The organism is Bacillus sp. FJAT-27916 (genome assembly GCF_001183965.1).
Taxonomy (GTDB): Bacteria; Bacillota; Bacilli; order Bacillales; family Pradoshiaceae; genus Pradoshia.
In genome coordinates, this window is sequence record NZ_LFZV01000001.1 from 4,042,861 (window position 1) to 4,060,340 (window position 17,480).

The following is a 17,480-nucleotide window of genomic DNA, read 5'->3' on the forward strand; positions in this document are numbered from 1 at the left end:
AATTCTATCTTATTGTACGTGTTTATTCAACCTCATTCCGATTTCCTAACAGCCGTACAGCAAAGACATTGTCACAAAATCCTCTTAATCCGTTATAAACCCGCTGCATACGGGAATCATGCTCAACAAGGCCAAACACGGTTGGGCCGCTCCCGCTCATTAATACAGCATCAGCACCGAAACGGCTCATTTGCTCCTTGATCATCCGGACCTCTGGATACATCGCTAATGTTACGCTCTCCAGCACATTCCCCATATTATTGCACATACCATCATAATCGTGTTCATAGATGGCCTGTACCATGCTCGGAATATTGGGATGGCAAACCTCATCGACTTTAAGATTTCGGTATACATCAGCTGTGGAAACACCAATTGTCGGCTTCGCTAGAATGACCCAACTGCTTGGAGGGGAGGGCAAATGCTCAATCTTTTCCCCGCGCCCTCTCGCAATAGCTGTTCCGCCATGTACGCAGAAGGCAACGTCTGACCCTATTTCTGAACCGATTTCTGCTAATTCATCCATGGATAATCCGAGACTCCACATTTTGTTCAAGCCCCTCAGTGTGGCTGCTGCATCACTGCTGCCGCCGGCAAGACCTGCTGCAACTGGGATCTGCTTATCAATCGTTATATCAACACCTGTATTAATCGAGAACCGTTTCTTAAGCAAGTCAGCAGCCTGATAGGCTAAATTCCTGCTATCATCCGGAACAAAGCGGTTATGTGAATTAATCCTGATTGTATTTCCGCTTCGCTCTGCAAGCTCGATACGATCAGCCAAATCAACATTGGTCATCACCATCTCTACTTCGTGAAAACCGTCCTCCCGCTTATATAAAACATCCAGCGCCAAGTTTATCTTAGCAGGTGCTTTCTCCATCCATTTCATTATGTTCACCTACTTTATCCTTTTGTTTCCTCCTCACATTGTACATTTTCATCGCATCAATCGCCACTATTCGCACGAAATTTTATTTCCCAGCAAAGCAAAGCCCCTGAGGACATAAAATCCCAGGGGCTCGCATCACCGCACCAAACGAGTTTGTTTTAGAAGTGAACAGGTATTAAGGTATTTCCTAAGAGCGGTTAGCTAATTGCTCCTCGGCGATTTGTATGGCCCGTTTGACCATATTTCCCGCGTCAGAAGCTTTTATGCCTCCCCAGCCTTCTTTCTGCACAACATCCCAAAACCCGAGTTCTTTCGCAAGCTCTTCTTTGAATCGTTCAGACATCATACTTCTTCTGCCCAAAGCGAACAGCCCCTTTCTAATAGGTGCGGCTCTCATAGCTTTTGCCCGCTGCTTTCTCTTTATGTTGACCAAATTATAGTAAAAAAGCAGTGGACGCTTGTCCACTGCCGTTTAAGCCATTTTTCCTGATGTCTCTTCAGTAAATGTTAATTCCACTGTTTCTGTCAATACGTCTGCATAGCTGTAGGAAACTCGCTCAAAGGAGTTCTCGTCTTGATCCAATTCGACAACGAACACCGATGGATAAGTCTCAGCTAATACACCTGAACGTTCGATAGTTTTTCTTCTACCGCCATTCGCCTTGAGTAGCAACTTCTGCCCCAAATGGGAATCCAAAATTTGTTTAATATCAGTCAAACTTTTTGGCATGCTTCGTCCACCTCACTAAGATTTAGTATAGCACATTTTAAAATGACGGTCAAACAAAATAATAAATTATATCAGTGATTAAATTTGTTTGTCAACGTTTTTTATCCCAAAAATTTCTCTTTTTTTCTCTCTTTTAACATACCCTATTCGACATCCACTTATGTATGTTATTAACAAATCAAGCAAAATAAATAAGCCGCCCCATTTTGTTCGGGCGGCTCTCCTTATACGTCATTCTTAGGCACTTGGTCTTCCTTTGGGTGAAATGGCAGCCCAATTCGCAAGGCACCCTTTGATTCAACTCCTCCAAGGCCGCGTTCCCCTGTCAGTGTATTCCGTACGACATCCCATACATTGATCTGATCCATGAAGGATGTATAACTGACCTTTGCCACAATGTAAACCGGGTCTAAAGCATGGATGTTCACACGTGTGGGGGAGCTGGCGAAATTTGCCCCAGCGACAATCAATGACTCAAAATGCGATTGGCAGGCCCCGGCAAAGATTACAAGCTGATCAAGGTGGTGCACCTTCTTTCGTGCCTCTTTAACGGTCAAAACAAAATCCTTCGAGTGCCTGTAAGCACGGATATCGTCCACAGTCCCCTTTGTTTTGGAATAGGAGTCATGTCCGGTAATTACCAGAATATCGGGTCTATACCGGTCCAGCAATTCCCCTATCTTATAAGGCATCTCCTTCTCCCGGCAATGGACCCCGTGAACTGGAATACCAATTTGCTGATAGAGCTCCAAGCATTTTTTTAAATAAGCGGGATCGCCGTCTAGATGGAGCACCTTCCCGGGTATTTGAAAATAATCTGCTTGATGCCGGTATCCTTCTGTACATTCATATTCCTTCTTATGCCGCATACGCTCGAATTCCTGGGTCAGCAGGTGATTAGATTGGTCGACAAGCATATTCGTGCTTCTATCCCTCGCTGCCCGCCTCGCCTCTCCTATGGGCTCAAGGTCATCGATTGGAGCATCAGCGACAAGCCGGATGTCTTCTCCATATAAAACAGCGATATCCCTGCCCTGATGGGTGCGAAAATCAATCACACGGAAATATATATCACATTCATATGACTTTCGGCCGACGATATCATTTATCCTTACCATGAAAGCCTCACTCCACACTATGGTGACCATATCGTAACCAATGGTTTCTTCATAGGCTATGCACAATAGGACATTATGGTGAAACAAAGAAAAGCCCAGCTTTCGAGAAGCTGGGCTCTTGTCTTGTCCTTATTCCTTACTTTGTTTGAAATGGGGCAGAAGATGATTGCTCAATGCTGCAAATTCCTCAAGAGAAAGTGTTTCTCCCCGTCTGCCTGGTTCAATTCCGCTTTCCTCTAAACTCTTCACAATCCATTCCTTCTTGCTCTTCCCATCCGGAAGCTGTGATGTAAGGTTATTGAGGATTGTTTTCCTCCGCTGGGCAAAGCTCGCCCGTGTGACCATAAAGAAGAAATCTTCGTCCTTGACATCCACTGCCGGCTTTTCCCTGACAGCCAGATGAATAACAGCAGAGTCGACATTCGGCTGCGGCACGAAAACCGTCTTCGGCACAATCATGGCCACTGACGCCTCTGTATAATATTGAACGGCGATCGATAGAGAACCATACTCCTTCGAGCCTGGTTTTGCCGCCATCCGATCCGCCACTTCCTTTTGAAGCATGACCGTAATTCCGCTAAGCGGCAGCTTCTCCTCCAAGAGCTTCATGATAATCGGGGTTGTTACATAGTATGGAAGATTAGCTACGACATGCAGATCCTTCACTTGACCGGCAAACTCTTCCCCAATGACGCGTGTAACATCAGCCTTGAGGATATCTTCATGGATGACCTTCACATTCTCATACTCAGATAATGTATCCGCTAAGATAGGCAAGAGTCTTTGGTCAATCTCAAAAGCAACCACCTTCTTGCATGACTTAGCCAGCTGCTCCGTCAAAGCTCCAATTCCCGGACCAATTTCTATGGCGCCGCTCTCCTCTGTAACACCTGAATGATGCACAATATTGCGGAGAATATTCGTGTCGATCAAGAAGTTTTGTCCGAGGCTTTTCTTAAAGGAAAAGCCATACTTCTCTAATATTTGCCTCGTCTTAATAGGCGTAGCGATATCTTTATTCATTTGTTTCCACTCCATTTATCTGTTCAATTGCGTGTAGAAATTCTTCCTTTGTGATTCCAAACATCTTCAGCCTTGCATATAGCTGCTTCCCATTAGCGTACCCGATATTCAGGTATTTTCCTAACCTTTCTCTCTTATCCGCCGAATCACTGCCCCCAATAAGCCCAAACATCATCAAATCCTCTTTGCTGATGACTTCGACTTGCTCCTCTTCCATCTGCTTGGCATTAGAGAGGGCTTCTCTTATGGCCTCTGGTGATGCATGCTCCACCCCGAGTCCCTTGCCCGTTTTATGAATGGCCAGATGCTTAGGCAAGAAGGCGTGCTGACAGCCTGGTACGTTTTGCGTGATGATATGGCGAATCCGCTCCCCAGGAAAATCTGGGTCCGTGAAGACGATGACACCGCGCACCTTCTGGGCGAGCCGTATTTTATCCAAGGTCTCCTCATTAATCGCAGACCCATTTGTTTCAATCGTGTCTGCATCAAGTGCCCGCTTGATGGCAACCGTGTCATCTTTCCCTTCTACCACAATGATTTCCTTGATTTTCATTTTTCCTCCAAAAAAGCTTTCTTTTTATTCATTTAATATTTGATATATTTACGTTATTTTTGTAATATAAATGTAATAGCATAATTCTAAATAGCAATCCTGCTTATTATAACGCAAAAAAACAGAGGACAAAAATCCTCTGTATAAATAATATCGATTTATTTAACGAAACACCTTAATTTTGACGGTCTTCACGCCCCAATTATAAGCGTCCGCCGTCGATGGTACAAATACATCAATCTTCTTGCCGCTCACGGCACCGCCAGTATCTGCTGCTGTTGCATAACCGTAGCCTTCTACATACACCTTCGTACCAAGCGGGATAAAGCTTGGATCAACGGCTATGATCTTAGCATTTGGATTAGCACGCAGATTAACCCCTGTTGCCGTTTTACCGGTGCATCCGTTACAGCCGCTCGTATAAGCTGTTGCTGTGACATAATACTCCTCTGCTGACGAGGATGAAGACGCTGAAGATTTAGAAGATATTGACACTGGTGTAACAGCCGCTTTCTTTTCCTTCGTTCCAATAGCGACGACCTCGTCAACCTTCTTCTTGACCGTTTTCTCAGAAACCAACTCTTTAGATACGGTTTTCCCGTTTTCTTTTGTTAATTCATATGTTTTACTGATTAATCCTTCTTGTCCTTCAGTTATAATTTTTTCCTTCCCCTTCTCCAGGGATGAATCCTTCTGGGTGACTGTTTCATAGCTAATTGGTTCTTCCACCACATCGGTGACCTTTTCTACCCTTGTAACGGTGACAGCTGTTTCCTCTGTCAAATGTTCAGATAAAGCTGGACTGACCCGGTCTAATTCATTCACACTTACCTGCTCACTCTTTAAAAAATCAGCGACCGTGGTCGAAGTTGACCATATTTCCCGTTCCTCGTTCCCTACCTTGAGGGCTATGGGAAATGCCGTTTCTATTTTGATATCCATATCTTTTTTGATTGCCTCATCCATGCCTTCAGATACCTTATCCTCTGCTCTGAGCTGTATGCCTTCTTCCTCAAGGAACTCACCAACTGTTTGAGAAAGCGTCCAAACGGAGGAAGTCTCCCCGTCAATTGTCAGCTCCACCTCTGTAGCCGGGTTCCAGATAACATGCAGGTCATCGCTGATCTCGGTCCCTTTTGCAAGACTAAGATAATCCTCTTTACCTACCTCAACCTCTAGTTCTTGTAACAGTTCATTAATGGTGTCAGCATGGGTCTTGACCGTTTGCTTTTTTCCATCCAGGCTCAGTGCTACTGTTTTTTTTGTACTTTCATAAAATATAATTCCTGTTGCAAACATAAAAACAGCTGCACTTGTCATAATTAATATCGTCCTTGACGTTCGTCTCGGCCTGGAAAATAGGTTTTTCATGTATTGAATCACGAAAATTCCCCCTTTTCACTGAATGAATTATATAGATATTCTGACAACATTGTCAACCTATCTACCTTTTCTGAATACGGAACACGCTAATTTACAATACAAAAAAGGCGAAGATCCACACAATCTGTCAGGACCTTCGCCGATTGGTATTATTGGATTTTGAACAGACGGTTTGCGTTTTCTGTTGTCGCCTTTGCAACCTCTTCAAAGGACACTTCCTTCAAGTCAGCAATCTGCTCAGCAACAAGCCTCACATAGCTCGGCTCATTTCTCTTTCCGCGGTATGGATGTGGAGCCAGGTAAGGACAATCTGTCTCAATAAGCAGGCGGTCAAGCGGTACAGCCTTTGCCACTTCCTTCGGCTTTATCGCATTTTTGAATGTAACCGGACCTCCAAGTGAAATATAGAAGTTCATATCAAGGCAGCGTTTCGCTGTTTCAGGGCTTCCGCTAAAGCAATGCATGATTCCCCCAACCTCCGCTGCCCCTTCCTCTTCAAGAATAGTGACAACATCCTCCGTGGCCTCGCGATTATGAATAATAATCGGCAGATTGAGCTTCTTCGCTAATTGAATCTGGCGCCGGAAAACAACCTGCTGTACATCCTTCGGCGATTTATCCCAATGGTAGTCCAACCCGATCTCCCCAATTGCCACGACCTTTGGATGAGCAGTCAATTCCTCTATCCACTCAAGATAGCTGTCCGTTAAATCAATGGCATCAACAGGGTGCCAGCCAATGGCAGCGTACATAAAGTCATATGTATCGATCAGTTCGATTGCACGTTTAATTGTCTTTTCGTCAAATCCGACTACCACTACGCGCTCGACTCCATTCTCTCGCGCTCTTTCAATAACCTCTTCCAAATCCTCATCAAATTGATCATCGTTTAAATGAACATGTGTATCAAACAGCATCCGTTTTCTCCTTTGCAGTATAGTCTTATTCCTTCATCCATGTTTTTACCCATTCTCTTAAAAAGTTAAAGCTCGGCTAATAACTTACATAATAAAGAAAGGGATGTTTCACATGTAACATCCCCCTCCGATTATTTCTCTTATTTAACCTGCGCACCATTTGGCAGGGATTCCGCAATTGAAGCTAGTGCTAGCTGCCCGTCTTCACTTCCGGCAAGAATCATTCCTTGTGAAAGGACGCCGCGAAGCTTAACTGGCTTCAAGTTTGTCACACAAATAACCTTCTTGCCTGCTAGTTCCTCTGGTTTGTAGTATTGGGCAATGCCGGAGACAACCTGACGCTGCTCATACCCTAAATCCAATTGGAGCTTCAGAAGCTTATCAGCCTTCGGAACCGGTTCAGCACTGATGACTTGAGCTACTCTAAGCTCTACCTTCTTGAAGTCATCAATCGTAATTTCCTCGACCTCTGGTGCCTCTGGTGCCTTTTTCGCTTCCTCTGCTGCCGGCTGAGGAGCCGTACTTTGCATAGATTCCTTGATATAGGCAACCTCCTCCTCTATATCAAGACGCGGGAAGATTGGATTTCCTTTCTTCACCACTAAATCAGCGGATGGAATGCCGAAGCTTTCAAGGCTTTCCCATGTTTGCATTGCTTCCTGCTCACAATTCAGCTGTTCGAAGATTTTCTTCGGAGCCATAGTGAGGAATGGCTTAAGCATTACAGCGATTCTTCTTAAGGATTCCGCAAGGTGGGTCATGACAGATGCTAGCTCATCCACTTTAGCTTCATCCTTCGCAAGCGCCCATGGCTGTGTTTCATCAATGTATTTGTTCGTACGGCTGACAAGCTGCCATAGAGTAGACAAGGCCACAGAGAATTGCATATTCTCCATTGCTTCCTCGTACTTTTCAACTGTCTCGAGATTAGCCTGCAGCAATTGCTGGTCAAATTCCCGATCAGAGCCTTTGTAAGCCGGAATCTTGCCGTCAAAATATTTATTGATCATTGCAACTGTCCGATTCAACAGGTTTCCAAGGTCATTGGCTAAATCAAAGTTAACGCGTTCGACAAATCCCTCCGGCGTAAAGACACCGTCTGCACCGAATGGCACCTCACGCAATAAGTAGTAGCGTAAGGAATCTAGGCCATAGCGGTCAATCAAGGTAACCGGGTCTACTACATTGCCTTTAGATTTAGACATTTTTCCATCCTTCATCAATAACCATCCATGAGCGAATACCTTCTTCGGAAGCGGAAGGTCAAGTGCCATCAACATGATTGGCCAATAAATCGTATGGAAACGGACAATTTCCTTTCCGACAAGATGCACATCTGCCGGCCAGTAATTCAAGTATTTAGAATCATCATCACTGCCATATCCTAGAGCAGTAATATAGTTGGTCAATGCGTCAATCCACACATAAATGACATGCTTCGGATTACCTGGCACCTTAATGCCCCAATCAAATGTTGTTCTAGAAACAGCCAAATCCTCGAGCCCTGGTTTCAAGAAGTTATTGATCATTTCATTTTTTCGGGATTCAGGTTGGATGAAATCTGGATGCTCCTCATAGAATTGCAAAAGTCTGTCTGCATATTTGCTCATCTTGAAGAAATAAGATTCCTCTTTAACCTTCTCTACAGGACGGCCGCAATCCGGACAATTTCCATCTTCGACTTGGCGATCTGTGAAGAAGGACTCACAAGGGGTACAGTACCAGCCTTCATATTCATCAAGGTAAATATCGCCTTGGTCCAATAATTGCTTAAAGATTTTCTCTACGGCTGTTTTATGACGCTCATCAGTAGTGCGAATGAAATCATCATAAGAAATATCGAGCTTCTTCCATAGAATCTTGATATCTCGAATCATACCGTCTACATATTCCTGCGGGCTGATTCCTTTCTCTTCTGCTTTTCGCTGAATCTTCTGCCCATGCTCATCTGTCCCCGTTAAGTACATGACATCGAACCCGCGCATTCTTTTATAACGGGCCATTGCATCTCCAGCTACTGTTGTATATGCATGACCAATGTGAAGATTTCCACTTGGATAATAAATAGGGGTTGTAATGTAAAACGTATTTAATTTTTCCTTCATCTTTTTCACTCCTTAAAGGCCTGCCAATAAAGTCCTTTTACTCGAAAGGACTATTTTACATAATAGTAACATTATAAAGGAATTCCTTGATTTTTTATACAGAGGAACTCTCCAATCTCAAGAGACGAAATAAATTTCCATAAAGACAAATGGTACTGTCTGGGTGAATTAATTATACAAAATGTCCTATTCGAGTATATTGATATAATATTTTCCCTCTCGGAAAGTGTCGAAAAAAGTTTGTTTGTTCTAAATCTTATACAATTTACTGCACAATTACGGGTGTAAAAATTTCATATACTGGTTAAGATGAGGAAAAAGTAAGCCTTTTCAACTAGTTTTTTTCAAATTTCTACCCATAAACCCCACAAACTACCATTGATATAGGGACTAAAAACATTGACGGTTTTGGGAATGCTTGGTATTATGATAACATCATTAAATTTTGTCGAATAATGACGAATTTTATTAAAAAAATATTATTCTATGAGAGGAGTATTGTTATGAAATCCACTGGTATTGTACGTAAAGTAGATGAGCTTGGCCGGGTGGTTATTCCGATCGAACTTCGTCGTACTCTCGGAATCGCTGAGAAAGATGCCCTTGAAATCTATGTTGATGACGAGCGTATCATCCTCAAAAAATATAAACCAAACATGACTTGCCAAGTAACAGGTGAAGTATCTGACAGCAACTTCACTTTAGCAGACGGCAAACTAATCCTAAGCCGCGAAGGTGCTGAACAACTCCTAAAAGAAATTCAAGAAAACCTTCACGTTACAAACTCTTAATAAAAAAGCTTCCCATAACGGGGAGCCTTTTTTATGTTCTTTATTTCATTATGTCTATATGATACGCCTGATATACTTCCCTCTTCGGAATGTTTCGTTCCTTAGCTGCATGCTTGATTGCATCATTTGGCTTCATGCCCTTAGAATCAATATAATGTTCGACATGCTCCTTCAAGCTCATGTTCTCCCACCAAACGGCTTCGTCCTCCACATAATCAGTGCCCTCTACAATTAAGACAAACTCACCGCGAACCTCCTGATTATTCGCCCATTCGATTGCCTCGGCAATGGACCCGCGAATATATTCCTCAAATCGCTTCGTCAGCTCGCGTGCCAGAACTATCTGCCTGTCTCCAAGGTATTCATGCAAAAGCCCAAGCGTCTCCTTCAGACGGTGAGGGGATTCATAGAAGATGATGGCCCCATCCTTCTTCTTCAGCTCCTCAAGCTCCTTTTTCTTCTCCTTTCGGCTCCGGTTCAGGAATCCATAGAAGTAAAAAGGCTGAGGTGTGATTCCTGAGGCGATCAGGGCAGTCAAGGCTGCATTTGCACCCGGAAGTGCCACCACAGGTATTCCTTCCTCTATACAAGCTTGTACAAGCTCATAGCCCGGGTCTGAGATCGCAGGCATTCCCGCATCACTCACAAGAGCAACCACACTCCCGTTCCTGATTCTCTCTAAGATTGCTTCACCGCTTTGCTGCCTGTTATGCTCATGATAACTGATAAGCGGTGTCTGAATCTCAAAATGATTGCACAGCTTCTTCGTATTACGGGTATCCTCCGCTGCAATCACATCAGCCTCACGTAAAATTCTCACAGCGCGATAGGTCATATCCTCTAAATTGCCGATTGGTGTCGGCACTAAATACAAGGCAGGTTCCCGCTCCTGCTCAAAGCTCTTTTGGCTCTTCAACGCCATTACCTCCCATTTGCACGATCCGCTCCTTCTCGTATCTCCTCAATTGCTTGAAGCGGTATTCCGCCTGCATGGCCTCTGTCTTTGTTTCATACTCCTCGTAATAACGCAGGACCACAGGCCTTCTTGCTCGTGTATACTTAGCCCCTTTTCCCTCATTATGGGTATGGACTCTTTTCTCAATATTATTCGTGTAGCCTGCATAAAAACTACCGTCCGCACATTCAAGTACATAGAAATAATGCATATTATTCTCCATCAATTATCCGTTTTAGCTCGTCTGTATACTCATTATGATCCTGATAAACGACAAGAGGCGGCAGCAGCTTCAAATCCGGGCTCCCGCCCTTGATTCCCTCTACCAAAATGGTATTGGCCTCCCGTCCTGCCTTTGGATACACAAATTGCAGCCGCTTCGGTTCAATTCGGTATTTCCTCATTAAAGTCAGGATATCAAGAAGCCTTCCGGGCCGGTGCACAAAGGCTGCCTTCCCTCCCTGCTTCAGCAGCTGGCTGCTTACCCGGACAACATCCTCTAATGTACACATTATCTCATGTCTGGCTATAGCATAATGTTCATTATCATTCTGGATTTCCTTAGCAGGTGTCAGAAAATACGGGGGATTGCATGTAACCACATCATATTTATCATGCCCGAGAATCGGGACAATCTTATTCAAGTCCTCATGATGCATCGTAATCTGCTCGGACAAGTTATTATATTGAACACTTCTTAAAGCCATATCATGAAGTCTTTCCTGAATCTCCACCCCATGGATATGTCCCTTGGTCCTCCGGCTCAATAAGAGCGGGATCACCCCATTACCGGCACAAAGGTCCACGAGATTTCCCTTTTGAATCGGTACATAGGCGAATTTCGCAAGCAGCACTGCATCCAGAGAGAAAGAGAAAACACTTGGGCTTTGAATAATCCGAAGCGGCTCTCCCAAGAGATAATCCAGGCGTTCATCATCTTTTAACATATTCAAAAACTATTCGCTCCTAACCAAATATCCTTTATAAAAATAGCCTTTCCTAAACGATAGGAAAGACTATCTTTATTTCTTATTCAAAAATGAGAGGCAAAACAGGCAATCCCCGTCCTTACGCGGACTTCCAAAATGCAAATTGCAAATATGGAAGCCTTCCTGATAAAGCCTTGCGAGGTTGTCATACCCCTCTCCAATATCCATCGGCTTATTTCCTTTCTTCTGCTTTTTTTGAGCAGAAGCAGGTTTACTCTTTTCGAGCTCAAGCAAACGGCGGCGAACATTCTCATTCTCCAATTGGAGCGTATTATTCTCCTCTAGAATCTCAGCCAAATGTTCCTTTAATTCCCCGAGCTGCTTGTACAAATCGCCGATTTGGGCCTCCATGCTGCTGACCGAATCGAATATTTCCTTTTTATTCATAACACCCACCACCTTATTAATCTGTGGCTTGAATCGTGAAGGTGCCTTCCTCCATCATCTCATCCAGCGTATATTCAACAACACGTTCTTTTCCTTGCAATTCAATCTGCATGATCTTCTCAAGGATATTCAGGCCGATAACCTTTCCTTTGCCCATTGGTGTATTGATATACTCACCAAGGTCAGGAAGCTGCTCTTTTGCACTTTCATACTCATCATTCTCATATTTCAGGCAGCACATGAGACGGCCGCACAGCCCTGAGATCTTCGTTGGATTAAGTGATAAATTTTGGTCTTTCGCCATTTTGATTGAGACTGGCTCAAAATCCCCTAAGAAGGTTGAACAGCATAACATCCGTCCGCATGGGCCGATACCGCCGAGCATTTTGGCCTCATCCCTAACGCCTATTTGCCTGAGTTCAATCCTTGTGCGGAAAATGGCCGCCAAGTCCTTAACAAGCTCACGAAAATCAACTCGTCCATCCGCTGTAAAGTAAAAAATCACCTTATTGCGGTCAAAGGTATATTCCACATCAACCAGCTTCATATCCAGCCGATGCTCTGTTACTTTTTCACTGCAAATCTGGAAAGCCTGCTGGGCAATTTCCTTATTCTCGTCTACGGTAAAGCGATCTTTCTCATCAGCAATCCGGATGACCTTTTTCAAAGGAAGGACTATATCATTTTCGCCCACTTGCTTGCGCGGAATCACAGCTTTCCCAAATTCAATGCCTCTGACGGTTTCTACAATAATATACTCATCCTTGGCTATCTCGAGCTCACCTGGGTCGAAATAATATATTTTACCCGCTTTTTTAAAGCGGACTCCTACAACATCATACAAGTGTAAACCCCTCCTGAAGGTTAAGCACAAGCTGCTCCATTAACAGCTGTGGGTTCATATTCGCCGAAAGCTTCCGTTTTGCCTCCAGTATTTCATTCATCTGATTGGCTAATCGCTTTTGCGAATGCATTATAGCCAATTGGCGGAATTGATCCTCCTTATCCTGATAAACCATTTCCTCTGGTTTATCAAGCTGAACGTAAAGGAGATCTCTGTATATATTCAAAAGAAGCAATAATCCCATTTCCATTTGCTCACGTTCTTTGAAATGAGGGAGCCAATCCTCTTGGACGACCATAATGCCATCCACTGGATTTTTTATGGCTTCAAACAATTTTACCACTATCTTTTGGGCTTGTGCAAACCACTCATCCTCATTTAAAGCTAGTCCTTCTTCGACACTATTCGTCAAACTGGCAATTAATCTAGCCTTCTTGTCTGGTACCCCTGATTGAACTAATTGCTTGCTTAGCTCCACAGGGTTTAAAGGTGTAAAGGAAATGGTCTGGCATCTGGATAAAATCGTAGAAAGCATCCGGTGGATTTGATCAGTCAGCAAGATAATGGTCGTGCCTGCATGAGGTTCCTCAAGGAACTTCAACAGGCTGTTTGCCGCAGAGGCTGTCATTTTGTGCGCGTGAGTAATAATGTAAACTTTCTTTTGAGATTCAACTGCTTTTTTCTGAAATTCTTCGTGAAGCATTTTGATCTGCTCTTTCTTGATTGAAAGGCCATCAGGTTCGATGATATGGACATCCGCATGATTCTTATGCTCGATTTTCTTACAGTTCGCGCATTCTCCGCATGGAAGATACCCCTCAATCGGCTCAAGGCAGAATAAGGACTTAGCAAGCAATATACTCGCATCCTGCTTGCCGGTGCCACGCTCCCCTTCAAATAGGTATGCATGTGCTACCCTGTCTTTTATCAGGCTGTTCTTCAGCATTGCTGCTGCTCTTGGCTGCTGGCTTGATAGCTGTTCCCATGTTTCAATCATGCTTATTTCCTCTCATCCCTTAAACTTAAAAATGATAGAACTGATCCACTGGCAGGACAAATACAGTTGCCCCTCCCACCTCTACTTCGACTGGATACGGCACATACGAATCCGCATTCCCTCCGATGGGTGAGACCGGTGACACATATTGCTCCCTCGCCTGACAATTCCTTTTAATGATTTCAAGAGCCTTATTGACCCGTATTTCCTCAGTACCAATCATAAAAGTCGTATTGCCAGATTTCAGAAACCCGCCTGTCGTGGCCAACTTAGTCGCACGGAAGTTATGGTCAACCAAGTCACTTAATAATTTTGCACTGTCCTTATCTTGTACTATTGCTACAATAAGTTTCATGGTGAACCCCCCAATCTAGAATCAATCTATTCATGTGTTTTCCTCTAAGTTGTCATCTTCATTATACCAAAGCCTGTATAAGATTAATATAAAACCTTAAAGCAGTGCTTTAAGGTTTCCTGTCAATAATTGTCTTTATTTGGTGAAGAGTTTCTTCATATACTTCCTCAATAGACCGGTCTGCATCAATGCCTTTAATGCGTGACGGGTCCTTTTCCATCAATAATTGATAGCCGTCATACACTTTCTGATGGAAGCTCAGCTCCTCTACATCAAGTCTATTTACTTCTCTATTTTTATGCTGCTCGATTCTCTCTAGTCCTTTTTTCGGCTCAATCATGAAAAATAATGTCAGCTCCGGCATAAGGTCTTCAATGGCGAACTGGTTAATCTGCCAGATTTCCTCTACCCCTATACCTCTTGCGTATCCTTGGTAAGCCAAGGAACTATCAACGAAACGGTCACAAAGGACGATTGCTCCCTTTTCAAGTGCCGGTACAACCTTCTCCATCAAATGCTGTCTGCGGGCAGCTGCATAAAGGAGTGCCTCTGTACGCGGGTCCATCGCTGTATTACTTCGATTCAGGATTACCTCTCGAATCTGTTCAGCAATGGGGATGCCCCCAGGCTCTCTCGTTAGGATAATGCTGTATCCTTCCTTCTCCAGCTGTTCAGCCACTTTTGCTATGATGGTTGTTTTTCCGGCTCCCTCAGGACCCTCCACTGTAATAAATACTCCTCGATTCAAGGCTGTACCCTCCAATATTATGTACGCTACTAGTTAGTATATCATAGGCCCCTTTTAAAGACCTGAATTTCTCCTTCTTTCAGAAACATGCCACCTTGGATTTTTTTCCCCTGCTCCAATAGCTTCTGGCACGCTTCAGCTACCTCCTCCGTAATCCGTTCCCCGCGCTGAATGAGCGGAATTCCGGGCGGATAAGGAATAACTGCCTCGGCAGCAATCTCCCCAATGGCGAGAGAAAGCGGTTGTCTGTCTACCTGCAGCCTCTCCATTTCCTCGTAGGATAAGGCAAGCTCACTATGTTCTCTCCTATTGGCTTCATCCTGTATCAAGGCTGTATGGCGGGCTTGAGCCCCCTTTCCCTCGTTCCACACTATCGACTCGAACCTTGCTATAATCTCCTTAATGAAATATTCCTCGCCCTCCTTCAAGAGAGGGAGAACAAATAACACAAATCGGTCTGTTGAGAGCTCTGAGTAGAGGCCGGCTTCCTCAAGCTTTGCCTGCAGCTCCTGACCTGAGAGACCGCCGCGGTGGTATATCATCAGTTTAAGCGGGTCAAGCCAATCAGCATCCTCTGTTTCATATACAGCCAGCTGTTTATGACTGGCTAAATAATCCTTCAATAGCTGAATCTGCTTCTGAAGATATTGCTTATCTAACTCGCCATATCCTTCCAGATATGCCCTCGCTAAATCAAGCGACAGCATAATCGGGTAGGATGGACTGCTGGACTGAAGCATCCTGACATAACGCTCCACCTGCTCGGCAGAAACCAGATTCCCTTGAATATGTAAATATGACCCCATTGTCATCGCAGGCAGTGTCTTATGAGCGGAGTGAACCACAATATCTGCCCCATGAAGAAGGGCAGAAGGCGGGAAAGGGTCACCTGCTGCGTAATGAGCACCATGAGCCTCATCAACGAGTACAGGAATTTGCAAACAATGAGCTTCCTTAATGAGATCCTCAAGGTCCATAGCCATTCCATAATAATTGGGGTAAGTTAAAATGATGGCTTTCGTATCCGGGTGCCTATGTAAATATTTATTGATGACTGAAGCTGTGAGCCCAATCTCAACCCCCTCTGCATCCAGCTCCGGATGAATGAAGATAGGGTTTGCACGAGCAAGCTCCAACCCGTTCATAACAGACTTATGGCAATTCCTCTGTACCAGCACCTTTTCTCCCGGCTGGATAACCCCAAGAATCATCGCTAAATTCCCCACTGTAGAACCATTCACAAGCAGATAACTTCTATCTGTCTGATAAAAAGAGGAAAGCAATGTTTCAGCTTCTTTAATCCCCTCCTCCGGGCTATGGAGATCATCCAGACCGGTCAGCTCGGTCATATCCCAGCTCATAGCTGATTGCAGACCAGATGGCGTCCGCGGATGTACCATTGATCCATTCTTATGACCTGGGACATGTAATGATAGAGGTACTTTCCCTCTATGAGCCTCCAGCATTTCCAGAATCGGTATCTTTATTTTATCCATTTATATCAACTACCTTCCTCATCACAGCCATATAAAAAGGCTCCGTCAAAAGAAGGGGCCTGTGCTTTTTATCATTATAAATTTTCCTATTCGGTTCGTTCAAGTAACGAACTGAAATCCTTTACGTATAAATACCGGATATATTATTCCTCCGCAGTTTCTCCACGAATTCCTGATAAACCGGCTCACTCGTATCTGTCTGAACAATCTCTCTCTCACATTCGGAACAAATGAATCCTATATGAAGCTGTAGACCTTCTGATTTCACTTTCTCACAAATACGGCATCTGTTTTCAGACTCCTTGAACTCCTTATAGGCTGCATCAAAAATGGCCATAAATACACCTCCCACTAATCCTAGTATCACCGCTGGCAAGGCATTGTATACATGATTTTGAATTCTTTCTGTATCTTATTGTATGCCCAGAGCAGGCATACGTTGTATGTCTTAATTAGGGGTCAACATATAAAGTTTAGTGGAAGGGAGGGGTGAGGTTTTATGAATCTGGATGTGGGCGAATGAATTCTTATTTTGAAAAAGGTGATGGGTCATCGCCCGTAATGCCTGGATTCCGCCCTTAACAAAGGTCGTTCGCCCTTAAATCTTAAAATTAGAAAAATGGAGATAAAAAAATAAAACCGATCCATCCTCTGACCGTCAAAAATGATAAGCTGAGCTGCTTTTTAGAAGATATCTCGTTTTTTTGCCTTAAAATCTTCAAAAACCACACTATTATTAGGCTTTTTTGATTTGTCCGCATCTCTACGATACCCTGAAAACACAAAAAAACCAGCTCACTACTGAACTGGTTTCTGCTTGCCCGGCAACGTCCTACTCTCACAGGGGACGCGCAGCCCCAACTACCATCGGCGCGCGAGCTTAATTTCCGTATTCGGAACCTGATCGGCGATAAGCGATGAACCTCGACGTCGGCCGCACTGGACTGAACGAGTGCGGACACCTTTCATTCCGGGCTTCACTCACTTGCCTTCTGGATCTCCTTGCTTCTCCCCAATCGGAGATGCCTGCTGCCAGTTCGGATAGACTTTATCAACTTTTATATTCTCTTTCGAGAAAATATAAAACACAAAAAACCAGTTCACTACTGAACTGGTTTCGCTTGCCCGGCAACGTCCTACTCTCACAGGGGCGTGAGCCCCAACTACCATCGGCGCTGAAGAGCTTAACTTCCGTGT

General features: G+C 44.1%; 21 protein-coding genes. 1 reads left to right on the forward strand and 20 read right to left on the reverse strand.

The window, feature by feature from the left end; genetic code table 11:
• Positions 1-22: 22 nt before the first annotated feature.
• The 9 genes from ispE to metG all read right to left on the reverse strand — a co-directional run bounded on the left by ispE (position 23) and on the right by metG (position 8,721).
• Positions 23-892: a 4-(cytidine 5'-diphospho)-2-C-methyl-D-erythritol kinase gene (gene ispE / locus AC622_RS19885; protein WP_049672613.1), complete on the reverse strand. Its 870-nt coding sequence runs from the start codon at positions 890-892 to the stop codon at positions 23-25.
• Between the two features lie 187 nt (positions 893-1,079).
• Entirely contained in the window at positions 1,080-1,238 is a 159-nt protein-coding gene (locus AC622_RS19890) for a small, acid-soluble spore protein, alpha/beta type (protein ID WP_442853822.1), read from the reverse strand.
• 126 nt (positions 1,239-1,364) lie between these two features.
• Positions 1,365-1,622 carry a biofilm formation stimulator Veg gene (gene veg / locus AC622_RS19895; RefSeq protein ID WP_049672614.1) on the reverse strand — a complete coding sequence of 86 codons (258 nt, stop codon included), beginning with the start codon at positions 1,620-1,622 and terminating at the stop codon, positions 1,365-1,367.
• Between the two features lie 224 nt (positions 1,623-1,846).
• Positions 1,847-2,740 carry a sporulation peptidase YabG gene (gene yabG / locus AC622_RS19900; protein ID WP_049672615.1) on the reverse strand — a complete coding sequence of 298 codons (894 nt, stop codon included), beginning with the start codon at positions 2,738-2,740 and terminating at the stop codon, positions 1,847-1,849.
• Positions 2,741-2,869: 129 nt separating this feature from the next.
• Positions 2,870-3,763, reverse strand: coding sequence for a 16S rRNA (adenine(1518)-N(6)/adenine(1519)-N(6))-dimethyltransferase RsmA (gene rsmA, locus AC622_RS19905; protein ID WP_049672616.1), 894 nt, complete (start codon positions 3,761-3,763; stop codon positions 2,870-2,872).
• Positions 3,756-4,316 (reverse strand): ribonuclease M5, encoded by a 561-nt coding sequence (gene rnmV / locus AC622_RS19910; protein ID WP_049672617.1) that lies wholly within the window; start codon positions 4,314-4,316, stop codon positions 3,756-3,758. The genes rsmA and rnmV overlap by 8 nt, the downstream gene beginning before the upstream one ends.
• 162 nt (positions 4,317-4,478) lie before the next feature.
• The gene (locus tag AC622_RS19915; protein WP_231589563.1) at positions 4,479-5,699 is read right to left on the reverse strand and encodes a G5 and 3D domain-containing protein; all 1,221 of its coding nucleotides are present in this window, start codon (positions 5,697-5,699) and stop codon (positions 4,479-4,481) included.
• Positions 5,700-5,848: 149 nt separating this feature from the next.
• On the reverse strand, positions 5,849-6,616 hold the full coding sequence (locus tag AC622_RS19920; RefSeq protein WP_049672618.1) for a TatD family hydrolase: 768 nt from the start codon (positions 6,614-6,616) through the stop codon (positions 5,849-5,851).
• A 140-nt stretch (positions 6,617-6,756) separates the two neighbouring features.
• Entirely contained in the window at positions 6,757-8,721 is a 1,965-nt protein-coding gene (metG, locus tag AC622_RS19925) for a methionine--tRNA ligase (protein WP_049672619.1), read from the reverse strand.
• A gap of 503 nt (positions 8,722-9,224) precedes the next feature.
• On the opposite strand from metG, the gene AC622_RS19930 reads away from it, so the two are divergent.
• Entirely contained in the window at positions 9,225-9,512 is a 288-nt protein-coding gene (locus AC622_RS19930; RefSeq protein ID WP_049672620.1) for an AbrB/MazE/SpoVT family DNA-binding domain-containing protein, read from the forward strand.
• A 40-nt stretch (positions 9,513-9,552) separates the two neighbouring features.
• Here the strand turns inward: AC622_RS19930 and rsmI are convergent, their stop codons facing one another.
• The 11 genes from rsmI to AC622_RS19985 form a co-directional block, all read right to left on the reverse strand.
• Complete coding sequence (gene rsmI, locus AC622_RS19935; RefSeq protein WP_156185671.1) at positions 9,553-10,428, reverse strand: 16S rRNA (cytidine(1402)-2'-O)-methyltransferase; 876 nt, start codon at positions 10,426-10,428, stop codon at positions 9,553-9,555.
• The gene (locus AC622_RS19940) at positions 10,406-10,690 is read right to left on the reverse strand and encodes a GIY-YIG nuclease family protein (RefSeq protein ID WP_049672622.1); all 285 of its coding nucleotides are present in this window, start codon (positions 10,688-10,690) and stop codon (positions 10,406-10,408) included. The genes rsmI and AC622_RS19940 overlap by 23 nt, the downstream gene beginning before the upstream one ends.
• Positions 10,680-11,420, reverse strand: a complete 741-nt coding sequence (locus tag AC622_RS19945) for a tRNA1(Val) (adenine(37)-N6)-methyltransferase (RefSeq protein ID WP_156185672.1) — start codon at positions 11,418-11,420, stop codon at positions 10,680-10,682. Before AC622_RS19945 ends, AC622_RS19940 begins: the two co-directional genes overlap by 11 nt.
• 69 nt (positions 11,421-11,489) lie before the next feature.
• Positions 11,490-11,843 (reverse strand): DNA replication initiation control protein YabA, encoded by a 354-nt coding sequence (yabA, locus tag AC622_RS19950; RefSeq protein ID WP_049672623.1) that lies wholly within the window; start codon positions 11,841-11,843, stop codon positions 11,490-11,492.
• Positions 11,844-11,859: 16 nt separating this feature from the next.
• Positions 11,860-12,687, reverse strand: coding sequence for a PSP1 domain-containing protein (locus tag AC622_RS19955; protein WP_049672624.1), 828 nt, complete (start codon positions 12,685-12,687; stop codon positions 11,860-11,862).
• The gene (gene holB / locus AC622_RS19960; RefSeq protein ID WP_049672625.1) at positions 12,680-13,684 is read right to left on the reverse strand and encodes a DNA polymerase III subunit delta'; all 1,005 of its coding nucleotides are present in this window, start codon (positions 13,682-13,684) and stop codon (positions 12,680-12,682) included. The genes AC622_RS19955 and holB overlap by 8 nt, the downstream gene beginning before the upstream one ends.
• 25 nt (positions 13,685-13,709) lie before the next feature.
• Positions 13,710-14,039 carry a cyclic-di-AMP receptor gene (locus tag AC622_RS19965; RefSeq protein WP_049672626.1) on the reverse strand — a complete coding sequence of 110 codons (330 nt, stop codon included), beginning with the start codon at positions 14,037-14,039 and terminating at the stop codon, positions 13,710-13,712.
• Between the two features lie 109 nt (positions 14,040-14,148).
• Positions 14,149-14,787 carry a dTMP kinase gene (gene tmk / locus AC622_RS19970; protein ID WP_049672627.1) on the reverse strand — a complete coding sequence of 213 codons (639 nt, stop codon included), beginning with the start codon at positions 14,785-14,787 and terminating at the stop codon, positions 14,149-14,151.
• 41 nt (positions 14,788-14,828) lie between these two features.
• The gene (locus AC622_RS19975) at positions 14,829-16,283 is read right to left on the reverse strand and encodes an aminotransferase class I/II-fold pyridoxal phosphate-dependent enzyme (RefSeq protein WP_049672628.1); all 1,455 of its coding nucleotides are present in this window, start codon (positions 16,281-16,283) and stop codon (positions 14,829-14,831) included.
• Between the two features lie 121 nt (positions 16,284-16,404).
• Entirely contained in the window at positions 16,405-16,620 is a 216-nt protein-coding gene (locus AC622_RS19980; RefSeq protein WP_049672629.1) for a sigma factor G inhibitor Gin, read from the reverse strand.
• Positions 16,621-17,264: 644 nt separating this feature from the next.
• A partial coding sequence (locus AC622_RS19985; protein ID WP_049672630.1) for a hypothetical protein occupies positions 17,265-17,480 on the reverse strand: 216 nt, incomplete at its 5' end.

Bases quoted from the DNA above. Each gene is read 5' to 3' on its own strand.
- ispE (WP_049672613.1), bottom strand. From the start codon at position 892: ATGAAATGGATGGAGAAAGCACCTGCTAAGATAAACTTGGCGCTGGAT.
- AC622_RS19890 (WP_442853822.1), bottom strand. From the start codon at position 1,238: ATGATGTCTGAACGATTCAAAGAAGAGCTTGCGAAAGAACTCGGGTTT.
- veg (WP_049672614.1), bottom strand. From the start codon at position 1,622: ATGCCAAAAAGTTTGACTGATATTAAACAAATTTTGGATTCCCATTTG.
- yabG (WP_049672615.1), bottom strand. From the start codon at position 2,740: ATGGTAAGGATAAATGATATCGTCGGCCGAAAGTCATATGAATGTGAT.
- rsmA (WP_049672616.1), bottom strand. From the start codon at position 3,763: ATGAATAAAGATATCGCTACGCCTATTAAGACGAGGCAAATATTAGAG.
- rnmV (WP_049672617.1), bottom strand. From the start codon at position 4,316: ATGAAAATCAAGGAAATCATTGTGGTAGAAGGGAAAGATGACACGGTT.
- AC622_RS19920 (WP_049672618.1), bottom strand. From the start codon at position 6,616: ATGCTGTTTGATACACATGTTCATTTAAACGATGATCAATTTGATGAG.
- metG (WP_049672619.1), bottom strand. From the start codon at position 8,721: ATGAAGGAAAAATTAAATACGTTTTACATTACAACCCCTATTTATTAT.
- AC622_RS19930 (WP_049672620.1), top strand. From the start codon at position 9,225: ATGAAATCCACTGGTATTGTACGTAAAGTAGATGAGCTTGGCCGGGTG.
- AC622_RS19940 (WP_049672622.1), bottom strand. From the start codon at position 10,690: ATGGAGAATAATATGCATTATTTCTATGTACTTGAATGTGCGGACGGT.
- yabA (WP_049672623.1), bottom strand. From the start codon at position 11,843: ATGAATAAAAAGGAAATATTCGATTCGGTCAGCAGCATGGAGGCCCAA.
- holB (WP_049672625.1), bottom strand. From the start codon at position 13,684: ATGATTGAAACATGGGAACAGCTATCAAGCCAGCAGCCAAGAGCAGCA.
- AC622_RS19965 (WP_049672626.1), bottom strand. From the start codon at position 14,039: ATGAAACTTATTGTAGCAATAGTACAAGATAAGGACAGTGCAAAATTA.
- AC622_RS19975 (WP_049672628.1), bottom strand. From the start codon at position 16,283: ATGGATAAAATAAAGATACCGATTCTGGAAATGCTGGAGGCTCATAGA.
- AC622_RS19980 (WP_049672629.1), bottom strand. From the start codon at position 16,620: ATGGCCATTTTTGATGCAGCCTATAAGGAGTTCAAGGAGTCTGAAAAC.